Genomic DNA, 18848 nt, shown 5'->3' with positions numbered 1-18848 from the left:
GCCGAACCGCTTGAGACGACTTGTGAAAATCGCCCCCAGCCTTGCCGCGTGGATGGCCGGGTCAAGCCCGGCCATGACGGCGATTAGGGGGCGTGAGCGCTGCAGGCGCCCGCTTGGGCGAATAACCAAGCAGTCTCTCAGCGACGGCGCCCTGCTGGCACAGGTGCGCACGCAGAAGGGGCGGATCGAGCGCTAGAGTGTTTTCCGCTCGCCCTGGCTCAGAGAAAGCGTTCTAGACTCTTGCGCCGATGCGTTGTCTTCACGCGAACCGGTGTCCGCTTCGTGCCAAAAGGCTCTAGAACCCCACCAGCACTGCCTTGCCGATGCTGCGGCCGCTTTCCACCAGCGCGTGGGCCTTGCGCAGGTTGGCGGCGGTGATGGCGCCCAGTTCCTCGCGCAGGGTGGTGCGCAGCAGCCCGGCATCCACCAAGGCCGACACCTCGTTCAGCAGCTGGTGCTGGCGGATGAGGTCGGGCGTGTCGAACAGCGGGCGGGTGAACATGAGCTCCCAATGCACCGACAGGCTCTTGCGCTTGAACGGCACGATGTCGAGGGTCTTGGGATCGTCGATCAGCGCCAGCGCGCCCTGCGGCGCCAGGGCATTGGCGATGGCCGGCAGATGCTGGTCGGTGGCGGTGAGGCTCGCCACATACTGAACCTGAGGGATGCCGATGGCCTTCAGGCCCTCGTCCAGAGGCTGGCGATGGTCGATCACATGGTGCGCGCCCATGTCCTTGCACCATTGAATGGTTTCGGGCCGGGAAGCGGTGGCGATCACGGTGAGGCCGGTGAGCCGTCGCGCCAACTGGATGAGGATGGAGCCGACCCCGCCCGCCCCGTTCACGATGAGGATGGCGCCACCCTGCGTCTTCACCCCGTAAGGCACGCCAAGGCGATCGAACAGCAATTCCCAGGCGGTGATGGCGGTGAGCGGCAGCGCCGCCGCCTCGGCGTCAGTGAGGGTCGTGGGCTTGCGGCCGACGATGCGCTCGTCCACGGCATGAAGCTCTGAATTGGTGCCGGGCCTGTCGATGCTGCCGGCATAGAATACCTCGTCGCCGGGCCGGAACAGGGTCACCTGCGGCCCGACGGCCTCGACGGTCCCCACCGCGTCGTAGCCGAGGACGTGAACCGTGCCCTCCGCGGGCGTCGTCCGGGCGCGGACCTTCACATCCACCGGATTGACCGAGACCGCGCGCACCCGCACCAGCAGGTCGTGCGGCCGCAGCTCCGGCGCGGGGATGTCCAGATCGACCAGAGACGCTGCGTCCTCGATGGGCAGGGACGCATAAAATCCAACGGCTTTCATGGCGGAACCTCTGTGCGGCGGGGGGCGGCCGCGGGCGACTAGGCACGCAGCCTCGTGGGGAAACAGGAGTGCAAGATCGCTTATTGGCTTCAAGAAGAAAAACGCATAATTCTGATCATAGAAAATCGAGATACGAATAGATCCCCATGCGCTTTCCCGATCTTGAACTCGACCTGCTGCGTGCCTTCGTGGCGGTGGCGGAGACCGGCGGCTTCACCGCCGCCGCCGAGGTGGTCGGCCGCTCGCAATCGGCGGTGAGTCAGAAGATCCTCAAGCTCGAGGAGCTTCTGGGGCGCCGCGTGTTCGAACGCACCAGCCGCTCCCTCACCCTCACCCGCGAGGGCGAGACGCTGCTGGGGATGGCGCGGCGTATCCTGGAACTGAACGAGCTTGCGGTGCGCTCCCTGCTGGAGCCCACTGTCGGCAGCCTGCGCCTCGGCGTGTCCGAGGATTTCATGCCGAACCTGCTGCCAGGCATGCTGGCGCGCTTCCAGCGACTTTATCCGGGCCTGCACATGGAATTGCGCACCGGCCTCAGCTGCGAGCTGCTGGCCACCTACGATTCCGGACAGCTCGACGCGGTCATCGCCAAGAAGGACGGCACCGCCCAGCGCGGTCGCGTGATCTGGCGCGAGCAACTGGTGTGGATGGCCTCCGCCGACTACCAGCCGGACTTCGAGCGGCCGGCACCGCTGGTGCTGCTGCCGGCGCCCTGCACCTATCGGGAGGTGATGATAAAAGCGCTGGACGCGGTGCGCCGGCCCTGGTTCGCGGCCTGCACGGCGTCAAGCCTCACCGGCATCCGCGCGGCGGTGGCCGGCGGGCTTGGCGTGACCGTATTGGGGCGCTCCTTCATCGGCCCCGACATGCAGGCCCTGCGCGCGCCGGACCACTGGCCCGCCTTGCCCATGACCGAAGTGGTTCTGGTGGGCGAGGAACGGGCGGAAGCGGACCTGGTGCGCCCGCTGGTCACCTTCCTCACCGAAACGCTGGCGACCCAGGCCTTTCCCTCAGCCGTCGCATGAACGTCGAAACTTACGCCATCCGCACCGGCTCCAGCGGCAAGGGCGGGGGATCATCCAGCGGTGCCGGCTCGGGGAACGGTTCGCGGCGCGGCTCCCGGGAGGGGTCGTCATCGGGAAGCGGCGGCAGGTCGGGGCCGGGAACCGGCACGGCGGGTGGATCCTCCACCGGAAGGGGCGGCTGGATCGGAGGCTCCGGCGACCGGCCGGGATCGGGTATCGGACTGATCGGCGATGCGGCCTCGGCAGCCGCGCGAACCCGGGCGAACATCATGCAGCGTTCCTCTCTCAAGTCGGAACGCGGCGTCGCGCCGGCCTGTTCCGGCCGGCGCGCAGCTGTCCTGTCCTACGGTGTCCTGTCCTGTCGGCTCAGGAGAAAAACTCGGTGATGGACTGCCAGATGCTCTTCTTCGGCGCCCCGGCGACGGAGGCTTCCGCCGGCTTGGCACCGGGGGAGACGGTGCCGGCCTGCGACTTCGCCACCGCATCGGGCGTGACCATGGAGGCGAAGACATCGATCTTGGAGAGGGTTACCGGGCCGGCCATGCCGTCGGCCTCCAACCCGTTCTTGGCCTGGAAGGCCTCCACCGCCTTGGCCGTGCCCGGGCCATAGGCACCGTCGGCGGTGATGCCGAGGGCGGTCTGGAGCTTCTTCACCGTCTCGCCCTTGCTGCCCTGAGTGAGCAGGATCAGCTCAGGCAGGCCGAGGGCGGCGAAGGTGTCGGGTCCGGCGATGCCGTCCGCGGCGAGACCGTGCTGCGTCTGATAGGCCTTCAAGGCCTCTTCCGTTCCCGGGCCGAACTTGCCGTCGGCGGCGACGCCGAGCTTGGCCTGAAGGATTTTCACCGGCTCGCCGGAGAGTCCGCGCTTCAGAAGTGCCATGTTTGAATTTCCCGTCGTCAGAAAGAGAGGGCCGACAGCCTGAATATAGGCGTCAAGCGTAACAACGGGACAGGCGGGAAAAGGTGCCCGGAAAAGAAAAATGCCGGGTCCGATGAGGGACCCGGCAAGTATCGCCGCAGTGCGGCGAACCTTCCAGAGGGGAACAGCTGAGGCACCGCACAAGGTGCAATCAGCGCAGAGCCAAGATGCCCGCCTCTTAGGCAGTTTGCAACGGAGAATGGCTGCATATCAGGCATGTGCCCAGCGCTTGGCTGGCATACGCTATCGCTAGCATAATACCATTACCCGTCATAAATCAGTAATTCCACCGCTGTGCCTTGGAGATCAGGAAGTCTCGGAAGACCTGAATCCGGGCCACGGAGCGCATTTCTTGCGCATAGGTAAAGTATGCCTCAAGTTTGGGCGTCTCGCGGTCGGTGAAGAGCTGCACCAGCGACGAGGCATCATCCGAGAGATAGTCGGGCAGCGTGCCGATGCCCACGCCGCGCTCCACCGCCCGCTTCAGGCCCAGCACGCTGTTGACCTCGAAGGCCGGCACACGGGGCGTCGAGCCGTCGCGCCCGGCATGCTCGAGCCAGTTCAGCCCCTGGAAATAGGGCGGGATCGGCCCGCCGAGCAACAGGATGCGGTGCTTGTCCAGCTCATCGATGGAGCGGGGATGGCCATGCCGCTTGAGATAATCGGCCGACGCGTAGGCGTGGAAATGCACCGTGAACAGCCGGCGCTGCACCAGATCCGGCTGCACCGGCTGGCGCATGCGGATGGCCACGTCCGCCTCGCGCATGGCGAGATCCAGCTCCTCGTCGGTGAGGATGAGCTGGATGCGGATGTCCGGGAACAGCTCCACAAACTCACCCACCCGCGCCGTCAGCCAATGGGTGCCGAGCCCCACCGTGGTGGTGACGCGCAATTCACCGTTGGGCTTCTCGCGGCTGTCGGTAAGCTGGGCGCGCGCCGATTCCAGCTTCAGGAACACCTCGTGGGCGGTGCGATACAGCAGCTCGCCCTGCTCGGTGAGGATGAGGCCACGCGCATGGCGATGGAACAGCGGAACCTTCAGCTCCGTCTCCAGGGCTGAGACTTGCCGGCTCACGGCCGACTGGGAGAGGCCGAGCGTCTCGCCCGCATGGGTAAACGAACCCGCTTCGGCGGCGACGTGGAAGACCTTAAGCTTGTCCCAATCCATCAGGCCCGAGCCCCTTTGGAGCGCGCCGGCGTCCTTCTGAACGCAGAATCGCCCACTCACCCTTCAAGGGGACGGATCGCGCCCGTTGGGTGGCTCGCTTAGCGGCCCGCCCGGCTCTGGTCCGGCCCCCGCGTCGCCGGCTCATCGAGGGGCCGGACGACGTACTCTATTCAATCGGTTCAATGCGGAAGAACGGACAATCCGAGGACCCACCCCGGCCAGCCGACCCTTCCCGCCAAACAGGATCGCCGCCGGACGCCGGTGCGGGCGAGCGACGGGTTATTCCGCCGCCTTAGCCACGCCCTGGTGGGCCAGGAAGCGCTCCGCCTCGAGAGCGGCCATGCAGCCCCGGCCCGCGGCGGTGACGGCCTGACGATAGACGTCGTCCGCCACGTCGCCGGCCGCGAACACGCCCGGCACCGACGTTGCCGTCGAATCGGGCGCGGTCCAGACATAGCCGCTCTCCTTGAGCTTCAGCTGGTCTTTTACCAGCTCTGTGGCAGGCGCATGGCCGATTGCGATAAATATGCCGTCAGCGGGTAGCTCGGTGAGGGCTCCGGTTCGCACGTCACGCAGTTTCGCGCCTGTGACCTTGGTGAAGGGGTCGTCCTGGCCCACCACCTCGGCCAGCTCCGCGTTCCACACCACCTTCACCTTGGGATGGGCGAACAGCCGTTCCTGCAGGATCTTCTCCGAGCGGAAGCTGTCGCGGCGATGCACGACGGTGACGTTGGAGGCGAAATTGGTGAGGAACAGCGCCTCTTCCACTGCCGTGTTACCGCCGCCCACCACCACCACGTCCTTGCCGCGATAGAAGAAACCGTCGCAGGTGGCGCAGGCGGACACGCCGGAGCCGCGGTAGGCCGCCTCCGATTCGAGTCCCAGCCAGCGCGCCTGGGCTCCGGTGGCCAGGATCACCACATCCGCCACATAGGTGTCGCCCGATTCGGTCACCATGCGGAACGGCCGGTGCGACAGGTCGAGGCTCGCCACATGGTCGGTGACGATCTTGGTGCCCACGTGCTCGGCCTGCGCACGCATCTGCTCCATCAGCCACGGCCCTTGGATGGGGTCGGCGAAGCCGGGATAATTCTCCACATCCGTGGTGATGGTGAGCTGGCCGCCGGGCTGGATGCCCTCGAACAGCACCGGCTCAAGCATTGCACGCGCTGCATAGATGGCCGCGGTGTAGCCAGCCGGCCCCGAGCCGATGATGACGACCTTGACGGTGTGGGCAGTCATGAGTGTCCCCGAAATCCGTGCGGTGCCGCGGCAGGATGTGGAGCGGCGACGGCCGCGGGGGCCGGCGCTCCCGGCCGCAGCGTGAGCTATGCTCGAATGTAGGGGCTGCCCCCCAAGCTCACAAGGCTGGGCGAAGCATCCACAGGGCGCCCCGCACCGCGCCGCAGGACGGAAGGCGCGCCAACACTGCATTCGCCGACACGGGGCGGCGCCCGCTGCGACGCTTTGGACCGCGACAGTGGCGCAAGATTATTTCGTTGCGTTGCCACAAGCGCGCACTAAGGTGCCGTGACGTTGCCGTAGGGAGTTGTGCCTTGACCGTTCGCCTTGATGCAGTCGACTGGAAAATCCTCGACGAACTGCAACGGGATGGGCGCATGACCAATGTGGAGCTGTCCCGCCGCGTCGGCATTTCCGCACCGCCCTGCCTGCGCCGGGTGCGCGCGCTGGAAGAGGCCGGCATCATCGAGGGCTACCGTGCGCTGCTCGACGAAAAGAGCCTTGGCTATGACCTCATGGCCTTCGCCATGGTGCATCTCATCAGCCAGGCCGAGGTGGACCTCGACGCCTTCCAGGACATGATCGCCCAATGGCCGCAGGTGCGCAGCGCCTGGATGCTCTCCGGCGATGTGGATTTCCTGATGCTGTGCGTGACCCCGGACCTACGCAGCTTCCAGAACCTAGTGCTGGACATCACCGCCGCACCCAACGTGCGCAACGTGAAGACCGCCCTCACCCTGAAGCAGTCCAAGAACGCCCCGGTGGTGCCGCTGGAAGCCGGCCTGCCCAAAGGCGCGTGATAAAGGGGGGCGAGATCCGGGGGGCGTGAGACGACGTGTCCTGAAGCCGCCCGGAGCCCCTCCCCCGCGTGCGGGAGAGGGTGTGAGGAGAATACGGCTCAGGCCCAGCGCACCGCCACGATCTCGAAGGAGCGCGCGCCCTTGGGCGTGACCACCTCCACCGAGGCGCCCTTCTTCTTGCCGATGAGCGCGCGAGCCACGGGCGAGGAGATGGAGATGCGGCCCGCCTTGGCGTCGGCTTCGCTGTCGCCGACGATCTGCCAGACCTTCTCCTCCTCCGTGTCCTCGTCCACGAGGGTCACGGTGGCGCCGAACTTCACGATGTCGCCCGACAGCTTGGACACGTCGATCACCTCGGCCCGGGACAGCTTGTCCTCGAGATCGGCAACCCGCCCTTCATTCAGCGACTGCTGCTCCTTGGCAGCGTGATATTCCGCATTCTCGGAGAGGTCGCCATGGGCGCGGGCCTCGGAGATGGCGCTGATGATGCGCGGACGCTCCACCTGCTGGCGCTGCTTCAACTCTTGCGCGAGGGCGGCGTAGCCCGCCGCCGTCATGGGAATCTTCTCCATGGGTCCTTCTTCAGACCTCCTGAAACAGGTCACTGCGCCGGACACCCCTGGAGGGGGCGCCTCCGGCGCTAGAAAAGAAAGCCGCACCGCGCGGCGTTGGCCCACGGTTGCGGCGGCTGCCCCCGCCCGGCGGAAAACTCCCTAGGGAGCCGCACGGCGGCGAAGGCTCCACCTGCCCGACGCGAATGCGCTGGGCAGGCACGTCGAAAACGCCCGTGGAGGCAAAAAGCCCAGGGACAAACCCGGGCCCACGTGCGCCGCACCCAGCGGACGCAGAATCAGGCGACGGAGGCCTTGCCCCGCGCCTCTTGCCCGCCGGCTTCGAAATAGTCCTGCAACGGGCGCACCTTGAGATCTCCGCCTGCATAGGCCTTGATCCCCTGCGCCGCTGCAATGGCTCCCGACAGCGTGGTGTAATACGGCACTTTCTGCAAGAGGGCCGCTCGCCTCAGGGACCGGCTGTCGGCGAGGGCCTGCGCGCCCTCGGTGGTGTTGAAGACGAGCTGGACCTCGCCGTTCTTGATGGCGTCCACGATATGGGGACGGCCTTCAAGCACCTTGTTGATCTTGGCCGACGGCACCCCATGCTCCTCCAGGAAGCGCTGGGTGCCCGAGGTGGCGATCACCTTGAAGCCGATATCCAGCAGCATCTTGATGGAGGGCAGGATGCGTTCCTTGTCGCCTTCCTTCAGCGACACGAAGACAGTGCCGGACTTCGGCACCTTGGTGCCGCCGCCCAGCTGGCTCTTGGCGAAGGCGACGCCGAAATCGGTGTCGAGGCCCATCACCTCGCCGGTGGAGCGCATCTCCGGGCCCAGCACCGTGTCGACGCCGGGGAAGCGGGCGAATGGGAACACCGCCTCCTTGATGGCGATGTGCGCCACCTGCGGCCGCTCAAGGTTGAACGAGGCCAGCTTCTCCCCGGCCATCACCCGCGCCGCGATCTTGGCGATGGGCAGGCCGATGACCTTGGCCACGAAGGGCACCGTGCGCGAGGCGCGCGGATTGACCTCCAGCACATAGATGACATCGCCCTTGATGGCGTACTGCACGTTCATCAGCCCGACCACGCCCAGAGCCAGCGCCATGGCGGCGGTCTGCTTCTCCAGCGCGGCGAGGATCTCCGGGGAGAGCGAATAGGGCGGCAGCGAGCAGGCGCTGTCGCCGGAATGGATGCCCGCCTCCTCGATGTGCTCCATGATGCCGGCGATGAACACGTCGGTGCCGTCGCACAGGGCGTCCACGTCCACCTCGATGGCGTCGGACAGGTAGCGGTCGAACAGCAGCGGGTTCTTGCCCAGCACCGTGTTGATCTGGCCGGTCTTGTCGTTGGGGTAGCGGGCCTTGACCTCCTGCGGCACGAGGCCGGGCAGGGTCTCCAGCAGATAGTCGCCGAGCTGGCTCTCCTCGCGGATGATCTGCATGGCCCGGCCGCCCAGCACGTAGGAGGGGCGCACCACCATGGGATAGCCCAGCTCCGCCGCCACCAGACGCGCCTGCTCCACGCTGTAGGCGATGCCGTTGGCGGGCTGGCGGATCTTCAGGCGGTCCAGCAGGGTCTTGAAGCGGTCGCGGTCCTCGGCGAGGTCGATGGCGTCCGGCGAGGTGCCGAGGATCGGCACTTCCGCATCTTCCAGCGCCTTGGCGAGCTTCAGCGGGGTTTGGCCGCCGAACTGCACGATGACACCCTTCAGCGTGCCGCTGGTCTTCTCGCGGGCGATCAGCTCCAGCACATCCTCGGCGGTCAGCGGCTCGAAATAGAGCCGGTCCGAGGTGTCGTAGTCGGTGGAGACCGTCTCCGGGTTGCAGTTGACCATGATGGCTTCATAGCCCGCGTCCTTCAGGGCGAAGGCCGCGTGGCAGCAGCAATAGTCGAACTCGATGCCCTGCCCGATCCGGTTCGGGCCGCCGCCGAGGATGATCACCTTCTGCCGGTTCGAAGGTCGCGCCTCGTCGGCGACGGCGCCGGCAAACGGCGTCTCGTAGGTGGAATACATATAGGCGGTGGGCGAAGCGAACTCGGCCGCGCAGGTGTCGATGCGCTTGTAGGCCGGGCGCACGTCAAGGCGCTGCCGACGTTCCCGCACCTCGGCTTCCGACAGACCGGCCAGGGTCGCGAGGCGGGCGTCGGCAAAGCCCATGGCCTTCAGGCTGCGGAAGGCACCGGCGGTGACCGGCAGGCCGAGCCGGCGCACCTTCGCCTCGGTCTCCACGATGCCGCGGATCTCGGCGAGGAACCAGGGGTCGATCTTGCAGGCGGAATGGATCTGCTCGTCGGTCAGGCCGAGGCGCATGGCCTGCGCCACATAGAGCAGGCGATCCGGGGTGGGGGTGCCGAGAGCGGCGCGGATGGCGTTCTTGTCGTCGCCCTGCCCCAGCCCCTCGATCTCGATGTCGTCGAGGCCGGTGAGGCCGGTCTCCAGCGAGCGCAGGGCCTTCTGGAGGGATTCCTGGAAGGTGCGGCCGATGGCCATGGCCTCGCCCACCGACTTCATGGCGGTGGTGAGCACCGGATCGGCGCCGGGGAACTTCTCGAAGGCGAAGCGCGGCACCTTCGTCACCACATAGTCGATGGTGGGCTCGAAGGAGGCCGGGGTCGCGCCACCGGTGATATCGTTCTCGATCTCGTCCAGCGTGTAGCCCACGGCGAGACGCGCCGCGACCTTGGCGATGGGAAAGCCCGTGGCCTTGGAGGCCAGCGCCGAGGAGCGCGACACCCGCGGGTTCATCTCGATGACGATGAGGCGGCCATCCGCGGGGTTCACCGCGAACTGCACATTGGAGCCACCGGTCTCCACCCCGATCTCGCGCAGCACCGCAAGCGATGCGTCGCGCATGATCTGGTATTCCTTGTCGGTCAGCGTCAGCGCCGGGGCGACCGTGATGGAATCACCGGTGTGCACCCCCATGGGGTCGATGTTCTCGATGGAGCAGATGATGATGCAATTGTCCGCCTTGTCTCGGACAACCTCCATCTCATACTCCTTCCAGCCGAGCACGCTCTCCTCGATGAGCACCTCGTTGGTGGGCGAGGCGTCGATGCCGCGCTCCACGATCTCGATGAACTCGGCCTTGTTGTAGGCGATACCGCCGCCGGTGCCGCCCATGGTGAAGGACGGGCGGATGATGGCGGGCAGGCCGACCACCTCCAGCGCATCCAGCGCCTGGGACAGGGTCTTGATCTGGCGCGAGGTGGGCGTGGAGAGGCCGATCTTGGTCATCGCCTCGCGGAACAGCTCGCGATCCTCGGCCTTGTCGATGGCCTCGGCGGTGGCGCCGATCATCTCCACGTCGTATTTTTCGAGCGTGCCCATCTTCTTGAGCGACAGGGCGCAGTTGAGCGCCGTCTGACCGCCCATGGTGGGCAGCAGGGCAAAGCCCTTGGAGCGGTCGCCGCGCTCCTTCTCGATGATCTTGGTGACGATCTCGGCGGTGATGGGCTCGATATAGGTCGCGTCCGCCATGTCCGGGTCGGTCATGATGGTGGCGGGGTTCGAGTTGACGAGGACGACCCGGTATCCCTCCTCCTTGAGCGCCTTCACCGCCTGCGTGCCGGAATAGTCGAACTCGCAGGCCTGCCCGATCACGATGGGACCGGCGCCAATGATGAGGATGGTTTCGATATCGGTGCGTTTCGGCATTTCTGTCTGGCGCTCTCCACCGTCGCCGCCCGCTCCCGGGTAGACACGGGGGCGGACCGCGGGATCCGTTTCGTCGATGCTTCCGGGCAGGTTTGCCTCAGGGGCACTCGCGCCTTTCCTATCGCGCTCCGGGCGCAAAAAAAGGGCCGCGGGTCACGCGCCCCCCGAAAGGATCGAGCACCGCCCCGGGCAGTCCCGGAAGCGTGCGCGCATGGGGGCGGAGGAAGTGCGAGGAGGTCACACCTCGGGAATTCTCTTTCACCCTGCGCGCTGATGGGCTTCCTTAGACCATAATTTGCGGCGACGGAAGCCATGACGCCGACGTTGACGGCTCACTCCCTCCGGAGACAGACGCGGTGCCAACCACCTTCGCCGAACTGGTCGTCAGATACCGCGCCCTCATCCGGCAGCTGGCCACCTTCGTGGGCGTGGGCCTCACCGCCACCGCTGCCCATTTCGCGGCGCTGACGCTGCTGGTGGAAAACAGCCTCACCGGCCCGGTGGCGGGGTCCGGGGTCGGCTTCGTGGTGGGCGGGATCGTCTCCTACAGCCTCAACCGCCGCTTCACCTTCGAATCCACCCGCTCCCATGCGGGGGCGGTGCCGCGCTTCATGGTGGTGGCCGGGGTAGCCTTCGTGCTGAACGGCCTCATCATGGGCCTGCTGGTGCACGAACTGGGGATCTACTACCTTTTGGCCCAGTCCATCACCACCGGCATCACCATGCTGTGGACCTTCTCCGGCTATCGCGTGTGGGCCTTCGCCCACCGCACCGGCGCCCGGCAGGCCTGAGCCGAACCGACCAGCTATCGGTAGGTCACCCAGAACACGCCCACGGTTGGGGCGGCAGAGCGCAGGGCCGCATCGCTGGAGGCAATGCTCTTTGGCCCGGACAGCCGCGCCTGGGCCTGGTCCGAAGCGCTGGCCGAAAGCGCCAGCTGCACGCCGAGGGTGCAGCCGCCGCCCAGGTTGCCGAGCCGCCCGCCGCGCCAGTCCGCCACCACGCCGCCGCCATTGCCGCCGAAGCCCTGCACCCGGAACGGCTTGCCGTTGGCCTTCTCGAGATCTGCGAGGGTGGAGCCGATGGCGATGCCGTTCACGCTCCAGGCGCTGGATTCGGTGAAGGCCACCCGGCGCGGGCCCACCATGTCGATGGCGTCCTTCCAGGCGATCTCCAGGCTCAGCGCCGGATCGTTGGGCAGGACCACGAGGCCGGGCGAGGTGCTGCCATCGGGGGAGATGATGTTGCCGGTCACCACATTGGCCTGGCCGAAATCGGCGGCGATGTTGACGGCGCTGGTATTGGGCGCGAACGGGCCGGCGCACTGGAACTGGCGCGGGCCGGCGGTGGGCCGCGGGATCGCCACCACCGTCTCCGAATAATCGCCGAACGCGTCGGACTGCTTCACCACGCCCGTACCCCAGCTGTCCGGATTGCCCTGGCAGGCCGTCAGGGCCAGGGCCGCGGCAAAGGCCGCGCAAAGGGCCGCAGCGGGGAAGGTGCCGGGCGCGGCCGGACGGGCAAGGGGACGACGCTGGGCCATGGCTGCCTTCTGGACATGACGAGGAAGGGCTGGTCGTCCCCGGCCTGTCGCGGTACCGCCGCGCAAAACGCCATGGATCGTCCCTGCCCGACGCCCTTCTTAGAGCGTTTTCGAGCCAAGGGGATACCGGCCGGCGTGAAGAAACGCCTCACCCCGTGCCTGCGTGGCATCTTCCGCGCGCTTCTGCGACGGCAAAACCCGTTAGATGGCAAGCCGTTGTCCGGCGAAGGGGGCGGACGGCGGGCATTGCGGCCCGCGCCTCACTCCACCAGTTCGCGCGCGAAGCAACCCCACCAGTCCTCGACCTCGCTCAGGCTGGCCGGGGCGATCTGCGCGAGATCGCCGACGAAGCTGTCCCACTGGTCGCGCACAGTGGGGGAAACCGAGGTGAGCACGGAGAGCTCCGCCGCCACCGCCGCGTGGAAGGCGCTGGTGAGCCCGCGCCCCTCTGCCTCCTGACGGCCGAACTTGGAGAGGATCACCACCGTGTCGGAGAGGTCGCCGCCCTCATCGAGGCGCGCGGCGATGGCCCGCTCCACGCCTGCGGAAGCGGCCGCGAGCCCGGCGGGATCGAGGCTGCAGCCGGCCGCGCCGGGGCCGAGATTCTGGTGCAGGCGATTGGTCTCGCCGGAGACGAGGTCGAGCAGCAGTACGTCCTCGTGGGCGCAGCCGGGCGGCAGATGTTCCACCACGCCCAGGACGCGCACGCCGGACGCACGCAGCCCCTCGGCCGCCTCGATCAGCAGGGACTGGATCTTCTCCCGGTCTGCCCCCTGCACGGCGAGGATCATCGCCCGCTCACCCGCCATCCCCAGATCCAATCCTGCGTTTTACCCTCGCGGGGCCTTATAGCATTGGAGCCGTCACCCGGCGACGCCATCAAAGCTATATCTAAACCAGCATATCACATGTCGCGACGTGGAAAACGGGTCACATCTTCGCGCGGTGCGTCCCACCCTTGCCACGACATTCTATTATGCGCAGGGCTTCGGGACTGTCAGCCGTGGATGTGAACCCTCGTGAAGCGCCTTTTGCAAACGCTCCTCTTGTCAACGCTGCTATTGCCAGCCTTCGTTGCCCTGTCGCTCGCCGCCCTGCCGACGCCGGCCGAGGCGGCTCACAAGCACACCCATTCCAAAAAAAGCCATTCCCACACCGCCCAGCCCGACAACGGCCAGCCGAAGCGCGACGCGGCGATGCTGCACGTGGACCTGCCCACCCGCATCGAGCAGCGCTGCAACGCCCGCGCCATGGGCACCGTAGGGCGCGAGCATGCCGACATGCAGCCCGAGGAGGCCGTGGCCTATGCCTTCGCCGATCCGCAATTGGGGGAGGCCTCCATCACCGCGCCGGGGGCGGCCATTCGCAGCCACGGGCACTGGTACCACCTCTCCTACACCTGCCACACCAGCGCCGACGGCATGGACGTGGACACCTTCAGCTACACGCTGGGAGAGGAAGTGCCCCGCGACGAGTGGTCGGCGCATTCGCTGGTGCCGTAAGGGCCTTCGGTCTTGGTCTTGAATGACCGCGATCGGTCCTCAGTGGATCGTTTCGGTGTAGACGAACTTGGGCATGCGCCAGCCGAACCGCAGGGCAAGCATGCGCATCCCCAACCCGAGCGCCATGACGCCGATGGTAAGGGGATCGTGCGGCAAATCCAGCGCCTTGCCCGCCACATAAAGGCCGCCGGTGACGATGGACACCGTGCCGTATAGCTCGGCCCGGAACAGCAGCGGGACGTCCGCGCACAGCACGTCGCGCAGGACGCCGCCGACGCAGCCGGTGATCATTCCGGCGGCGATCACCACCACCACCGGCATGTCGAGGCTCATGGCCACGTTGCAGCCTATGACGGTGAACACCACCAGCCCCACCGCATCGAGGAACAGGAAGACGTGCCGCAGGTGGCGCATGTAACGCGCCACCATGATGGTCGCCAGCGCCGCGCCGCAGGTGATGAGCAGGTATTCCGGATGCTGCACCCAGGACAGGGGATGCCGGCCCAGCAGCACGTCGCGCACCGAGCCGCCGCCGAGCGCCGTGACCGAGCCGAGCAGGCACACGCCCACCCAGTCCATCTCCCGCCGCCCCGCCGCCAGCGCGGCCGTCATCGCCTCCGCCACGATGGCGACGATGTAGAGAACCTTGAGAAGATCCGCCGTCTCCATGCCCGCCTCCCCGCCCCACGGTCCGCAGGGCGTAGCACGGGGGCGGCGGGATGGGCGAGCGGCGCGGCCTCTACCATCGGCCTCGGTCGTTGACCGACGCCAAGTGGCTCCGCTCAAGCGCCGCGCGAGCTTTACCAAGGGCCCGTGAGCTTTGTTTACGGGCCCTTGGCTTTACCCCTTCGACCGTCGCCCGCCCTTCCGGTAGCCCTTGGTGCCGGGATCGGGGCGCGGGCCGGGGCGGAAGGTGTCTTCCGTGATGGGCACGGCGCGGTCCGAGCCGGGACCCATGTCGTCAAGGGAGGGCTTGTGGGCGCGGGTGACCGGAGCGACGTAAGACGCCTGCTCCTCGCCCATCCCCTCCTGGTCCTCTCCCGCACGCGGCTTGCGCCCCGCCCCGCGGCCGCGCGGCAAGAGCTTGCCGGCGTCTTCCTTGGGCGGCAGGTTGGCCGCCTTGCCGTATTTGCGCGGACCCCGGAAGCCGCCGGACTTGTCCTCCACCGCCTCCTGCCGGGCGAGGGGATCGTCGGCCACCGCCAGCTCGGTCGCCTCCAGCCGGCGGATCTCGTCGCGCAGGCGGGCGGCGGTCTCGAAGTCGAGGTCCGCGGCGGCGGCGCGCATCCGCTTCTCCAGGTCCGCCATCACCGCCTTGAGGTTGTGCCCGAAGGCCGCCCCCTCCTCCGCCAGGCCCGCATCCACCTGCACGTGGTCGCGCTCGTAGACGGAGTTGAGGATGTCGCCGATGGCCTTCTTCACGCTCTCCGGCGTGATGCCGTGGGCGGTGTTGTAGGCCACCTGCTTCTCGCGGCGGCGGGAGGTCTCCGCCATGGCCCGCTCCATGGAGCCGGTGACCCGGTCGGCATAGAGGATGACGCGGCCGTCCACGTTGCGGGCAGCGCGGCCGATGGTCTGCACCAGCGAGGTCTCCGAGCGCAGGAAGCCTTCCTTGTCCGCGTCCAGGATGGCCACCAGCCCACACTCCGGGATGTCGAGGCCCTCGCGCAGCAGGTTGATGCCGATGAGCACGTCGAACGCCCCAAGCCTGAGGTCGCGGATGATCTCGATGCGCTCGATGGTGTCGATATCGGAATGCATGTAGCGCACGCGGATGCCGTGCTCGTGCAGATATTCGGTGAGGTCCTCGGCCATGCGCTTGGTGAGCACCGTCACCAGCGTGCGGTAACCTTTCGCCGCGAAGGCGCGCACTTCGCCCAGCAGATCGTCCACCTGGGTGCGGGCGGGGCGCACTTCCACCGGCGGGTCGATCAGCCCCGTGGGCCGGATCACCTGCTCCACGAACACGCCGCCGGTCTTCTCCATCTCCCAGGTTCCGGGGGTGGCGGAGACATGGACCGTCTGCGGCCGCATGGCCTCCCATTCCTCGAAGCGCAGTGGGCGATTGTCCATGCAGCTCGGCAGGCGGAAGCCGTATTCCGCCAGCGTCGCCTTGCGGCGGAAGTCGCCGCGATACATGGCGCCGATCTGCGGCACGGTCACATGGCTCTCGTCGATGAAGACGAGGGAATTGTCCGGCACATATTCGAACAGGGTCGGCGGCGGCTCGCCCGGCTTGCGGCCGGTGAGCCAGCGCGAATAATTCTCGATGCCGGCGCAACTGCCGGTGGCCTCCATCATCTCCAGGTCGTAGCGGGTGCGCTGCTCCAGCCGCTGGGCCTCCAGCAGGCGGCCCATCTTGTAGAGCTCGTCGAGGCGCATCTTCAGCTCGGCCTTGATGCCGGTGATGGCCTGGATCAGCGTCGGACGCGGGGTGACGTAATGGGAGGCGGCGTAGACGCGCACGCTCTTCATGTCGCCGCTCTTGTGGCCGGTGAGCGGATCGAACTCGGCGATGCTCTCCACCTCGTCGCCGAACAGGGAGACGCGCCAGGCGCGATCCTCGTAGTGGGCGGGGAAGATCTCCACCACGTCGCCGCGCACCCGGAAGGTGCCGCGGGCGAAATCCGACTGGATGCGCTTGTATTGCAGGGCCACGAGATCGGCCAGCAGGCCGCGCTGGTCGATGCGCTCGCCCACCTTGATGTCGAAGGTCATGGCCGAATAGGTCTCGACCGAGCCGATGCCGTAGATGCACGACACCGAGGCGACGATGATCACATCGTCGCGCTCCAGAAGGGCACGTGTCGCCGCATGGCGCATGCGGTCGATCTGCTCGTTGATGGAGGATTCCTTCTCGATATAGGTATCCGTCCGGGGCACATAGGCTTCCGGCTGGTAGTAATCGTAGTAGGAGACGAAATATTCCACCGCATTGTCGGGGAAGAAGCTCTTGAACTCGCCGTAGAGCTGGGCCGCCAGCGTCTTGTTGGGTGCGAGCACGATGGCCGGGCGCTGGAGCTGCTCGATCACCTTGGCCATGGTGAAGGTCTTGCCCGATCCGGTGACGCCCAGCAGCACCTGATCGCGCTCGCCGGCCTGCGCCTGGGCGCACAGCTCGGCGATGGCCTGCGGCTGGTCGCCGGCGGGCTCGAAATCGCTCTTCATGATGAAGCTGACGCCGCCCTCGGACTTCTCCGGACGCGGCGGACGATGGGGCACCCAGGTCTGGCCGTTGACCTCCGGCCGCCCGTTCTCGATCAGCTGCGACAGCGCCTGCACCGTGGCGGAGGCCCCGGCGGACGCGAAATCGAGGCTCACGTCCCCGGGCGCGAGCCCGAGGGACTGTGCGAGTTCAGGATCCAGCGCCTGCTGGGGCGCCGGCTCGAAATGACGCTGGGAGCGCTCTCCGAGCTTACCGGGACGGGATGCTTTGGCCATGGGGGGAATATGGGGGTCTCAGGCGCAGAACGGAAGGCGGCTGTCACAACGACAAAAGTGACGGTGCGAGAATCCTAGCATCCGCGTGTTGCGCCACAGCAACACACCTTAATATTGTATATGACAAAAACACAATCAAATTGACGTTGACAGATCGTTAACCCTTCAATCGTGCCGGGGAGATTGAAGGGGGGCTACCGTGCAATTTATTGGTCGTGTTGTTGTGATTATGAGCGCTCTTTTGTGCGGTGGGTGCTCCTATTGGAACAAAAGCATGCGGCCGATTCCGCTTGCGGAGTATCCCGCAACCGATGTGTATGGCGTGAACGTAGACACCGGCCAGGTCGGCCGCATGACTTCCGCCTTCTCGTCAACCGAAGTTCCGATCCTTTCAGAAAAAATACTTGAGTACGCACTTACGAGCTCTGCTCATCGTGACTGGGTACAGGATGCCCTACTCCAGAGATCAGATGCCCTATGTGGACAATATATTGATTATCTTTATGCTCAGGTGACAGCACGAAAGTTCGGCCTTAGCGAAATAACGACCATCGCCAATGCCGTCGGCACCCTATCAACAACGCAGGGCGTAACGAAAGCGATGACGTTTATTGCCACGATCAGCAACAGCACGAGCGCTAACTTCGATTCAGAAGTCCTTCAAAGTCAACTGATTACGCTCGTCATTACGCAGATGAAGCGAAACCGCGAACAGATATTGGGTTTGATTATGAGTAAGCGAGAACAATCAACCGTCACCAGCTATCCGGTTTCGCTGGCGATCCGCGATGCTGACCGTTACCATCAGCAATGTTCGTTCCTGGCTGGCATGTCGGGTCTCACCGAGGCGGCGCAGAAACCGAGCCCTTCGAGCCAGCCTCAATCCAACACCCCCGACGCGAACAAGGCGAATGCAGAAGCCGCGACGGCGCAGGCGGGCGCGGCGGCGCCGGGCGCGCAGCAACAAAAACCCGTCGGAAAAGGCCGTTGATGCGGGAACGGCGGGGACGCTTTGCCCCGCCCCCTCAAATCCCCCGCCGCAGCGTCCGCAAGCGCCAGCACGGCCCCCGACCGCCATCTTGAGACGGAAACGGTTCGGGCTCGTCACCATCGGGGTGCCGGCATCAAAACTCGGCGGGGGCGATCAACGCCATAACGAGCGGCCAGACACCGCGGACAAGACACCGACGTAGCCCCTGGCAAGCCGCCAATGCCTCCTCCGTCACGCCCCAGACCAAGGCGCAGGACAAGCAAAAATAGGTGAGGAGTCTTGGGGCGGGCATTTCGTGCTAGAGGCGGCTCAGGTCCCACACAACCGGATGCCCTGCCCCATGACGATCCCGCCCCAGATCACCCCCATCGTGATGCTTGTCGCCTCCAACGTCTTCATGACGTTCGCCTGGTATGGGCATCTCAAGCACAAATCGGCGCCGCTGGTGCTGGCGATTTTTGCCAGCTGGGGCATCGCATTTTTCGAGTATTGCCTCGCAGTTCCGGCCAACCGATTCGGATCTGAGGTCTATTCAACAGCCCAGCTCAAGACCATGCAGGAGGTCATCACCCTCCTCGTCTTCGCCGGCTTCTCGGTGCTCTACCTGAAGGAGCCGCTGGGCTGGAACCACCTTGTGGGGTTCGCCTTCATCTCGGCCGGGGCCTTCTTCATCTTCCACAAGTTCTGAGCAGCGGC

The 18848-nt window shown here is 66.3% G+C and carries 17 protein-coding genes; 6 read left to right on the top strand and 11 right to left on the bottom strand.

The window, feature by feature from the left end; translation table 11 throughout:
• Nucleotides 1-295: 295 nt before the first annotated feature.
• Nucleotides 296-1309, bottom strand: coding sequence for a zinc-binding alcohol dehydrogenase family protein (locus V5F66_RS16985; protein ID WP_394094325.1), 1014 nt, complete (start codon nucleotides 1307-1309; stop codon nucleotides 296-298).
• A gap of 146 nt (nucleotides 1310-1455) precedes the next feature.
• Here V5F66_RS16985 and V5F66_RS16980 point away from each other — a divergent pair, with 146 nt between their 5' ends.
• Complete coding sequence (locus tag V5F66_RS16980; RefSeq protein ID WP_393999203.1) at nucleotides 1456-2334, top strand: LysR substrate-binding domain-containing protein; 879 nt, start codon at nucleotides 1456-1458, stop codon at nucleotides 2332-2334.
• A 10-nt stretch (nucleotides 2335-2344) separates the two neighbouring features.
• On the opposite strand, the gene V5F66_RS16975 is transcribed toward V5F66_RS16980, so the two are convergent.
• From V5F66_RS16975 to trxB, 4 genes are all read right to left on the bottom strand, one after another.
• A complete protein-coding gene (locus tag V5F66_RS16975) occupies nucleotides 2345-2605 on the bottom strand; it encodes a hypothetical protein (RefSeq protein ID WP_394094324.1) in 261 nt (86 codons plus the stop codon).
• 95 nt (nucleotides 2606-2700) lie between these two features.
• On the bottom strand, nucleotides 2701-3213 hold the full coding sequence (locus V5F66_RS16970) for a peptidoglycan-binding domain-containing protein (protein WP_012114746.1): 513 nt from the start codon (nucleotides 3211-3213) through the stop codon (nucleotides 2701-2703).
• Nucleotides 3214-3529: 316 nt separating this feature from the next.
• Nucleotides 3530-4420: a LysR family transcriptional regulator gene (locus V5F66_RS16965; RefSeq protein WP_012114745.1), complete on the bottom strand. Its 891-nt coding sequence runs from the start codon at nucleotides 4418-4420 to the stop codon at nucleotides 3530-3532.
• Nucleotides 4421-4699: 279 nt separating this feature from the next.
• Nucleotides 4700-5662: a thioredoxin-disulfide reductase gene (trxB, locus tag V5F66_RS16960; RefSeq protein WP_394051926.1), complete on the bottom strand. Its 963-nt coding sequence runs from the start codon at nucleotides 5660-5662 to the stop codon at nucleotides 4700-4702.
• A gap of 314 nt (nucleotides 5663-5976) precedes the next feature.
• On the opposite strand from trxB, the gene V5F66_RS16955 reads away from it, so the two are divergent.
• Nucleotides 5977-6462 carry an Lrp/AsnC family transcriptional regulator gene (locus V5F66_RS16955; protein WP_149577726.1) on the top strand — a complete coding sequence of 162 codons (486 nt, stop codon included), beginning with the start codon at nucleotides 5977-5979 and terminating at the stop codon, nucleotides 6460-6462.
• Between the two features lie 98 nt (nucleotides 6463-6560).
• On the opposite strand, the gene greA is transcribed toward V5F66_RS16955, so the two are convergent.
• Together greA and carB are read right to left on the bottom strand one after the other, a co-directional pair.
• A complete protein-coding gene (greA, locus tag V5F66_RS16950; protein WP_041575574.1) occupies nucleotides 6561-7034 on the bottom strand; it encodes a transcription elongation factor GreA in 474 nt (157 codons plus the stop codon).
• Nucleotides 7035-7312: 278 nt separating this feature from the next.
• On the bottom strand, nucleotides 7313-10675 hold the full coding sequence (gene carB, locus V5F66_RS16945) for a carbamoyl-phosphate synthase large subunit (RefSeq protein ID WP_394094323.1): 3363 nt from the start codon (nucleotides 10673-10675) through the stop codon (nucleotides 7313-7315).
• A 356-nt stretch (nucleotides 10676-11031) separates the two neighbouring features.
• Here carB and V5F66_RS16940 point away from each other — a divergent pair, with 356 nt between their 5' ends.
• A complete protein-coding gene (locus V5F66_RS16940; protein ID WP_394094322.1) occupies nucleotides 11032-11466 on the top strand; it encodes a GtrA family protein in 435 nt (144 codons plus the stop codon).
• A gap of 14 nt (nucleotides 11467-11480) precedes the next feature.
• On the opposite strand, the gene V5F66_RS16935 is transcribed toward V5F66_RS16940, so the two are convergent.
• Nucleotides 11481-12218 carry a hypothetical protein gene (locus V5F66_RS16935; protein WP_012114739.1) on the bottom strand — a complete coding sequence of 246 codons (738 nt, stop codon included), beginning with the start codon at nucleotides 12216-12218 and terminating at the stop codon, nucleotides 11481-11483.
• Between the two features lie 260 nt (nucleotides 12219-12478).
• On the bottom strand, nucleotides 12479-13027 hold the full coding sequence (locus tag V5F66_RS16930) for a DUF2478 domain-containing protein (protein ID WP_394094321.1): 549 nt from the start codon (nucleotides 13025-13027) through the stop codon (nucleotides 12479-12481).
• Nucleotides 13028-13264: 237 nt separating this feature from the next.
• Between V5F66_RS16930 and V5F66_RS16925 the strand changes: the two genes are divergently transcribed.
• Entirely contained in the window at nucleotides 13265-13720 is a 456-nt protein-coding gene (locus V5F66_RS16925; protein WP_394094320.1) for a DUF930 domain-containing protein, read from the top strand.
• 39 nt (nucleotides 13721-13759) lie between these two features.
• On the opposite strand, the gene V5F66_RS16920 is transcribed toward V5F66_RS16925, so the two are convergent.
• Together V5F66_RS16920 and uvrB are read right to left on the bottom strand one after the other, a co-directional pair.
• Complete coding sequence (locus tag V5F66_RS16920) at nucleotides 13760-14389, bottom strand: trimeric intracellular cation channel family protein (protein ID WP_394051930.1); 630 nt, start codon at nucleotides 14387-14389, stop codon at nucleotides 13760-13762.
• A gap of 171 nt (nucleotides 14390-14560) precedes the next feature.
• Nucleotides 14561-17161: an excinuclease ABC subunit UvrB gene (gene uvrB, locus V5F66_RS16915; protein ID WP_394094319.1), complete on the bottom strand. Its 2601-nt coding sequence runs from the start codon at nucleotides 17159-17161 to the stop codon at nucleotides 14561-14563.
• 199 nt (nucleotides 17162-17360) lie between these two features.
• On the opposite strand from uvrB, the gene V5F66_RS16910 reads away from it, so the two are divergent.
• Both V5F66_RS16910 and V5F66_RS16905 read left to right on the top strand, forming a co-directional pair.
• Nucleotides 17361-18152, top strand: coding sequence for a hypothetical protein (locus V5F66_RS16910; RefSeq protein WP_394094318.1), 792 nt, complete (start codon nucleotides 17361-17363; stop codon nucleotides 18150-18152).
• A 340-nt stretch (nucleotides 18153-18492) separates the two neighbouring features.
• Nucleotides 18493-18840, top strand: coding sequence for a DMT family protein (locus V5F66_RS16905; RefSeq protein WP_394094317.1), 348 nt, complete (start codon nucleotides 18493-18495; stop codon nucleotides 18838-18840).
• Nucleotides 18841-18848: the final 8 nt, after the last annotated feature.

Origin of the sequence: Xanthobacter versatilis, assembly GCF_043193975.1 — a bacterium.
Classification (GTDB): domain Bacteria; phylum Pseudomonadota; class Alphaproteobacteria; order Rhizobiales; family Xanthobacteraceae; genus Xanthobacter; species Xanthobacter autotrophicus_E.
This window is presented reverse-complemented; position numbering and strand designations above follow the sequence as displayed.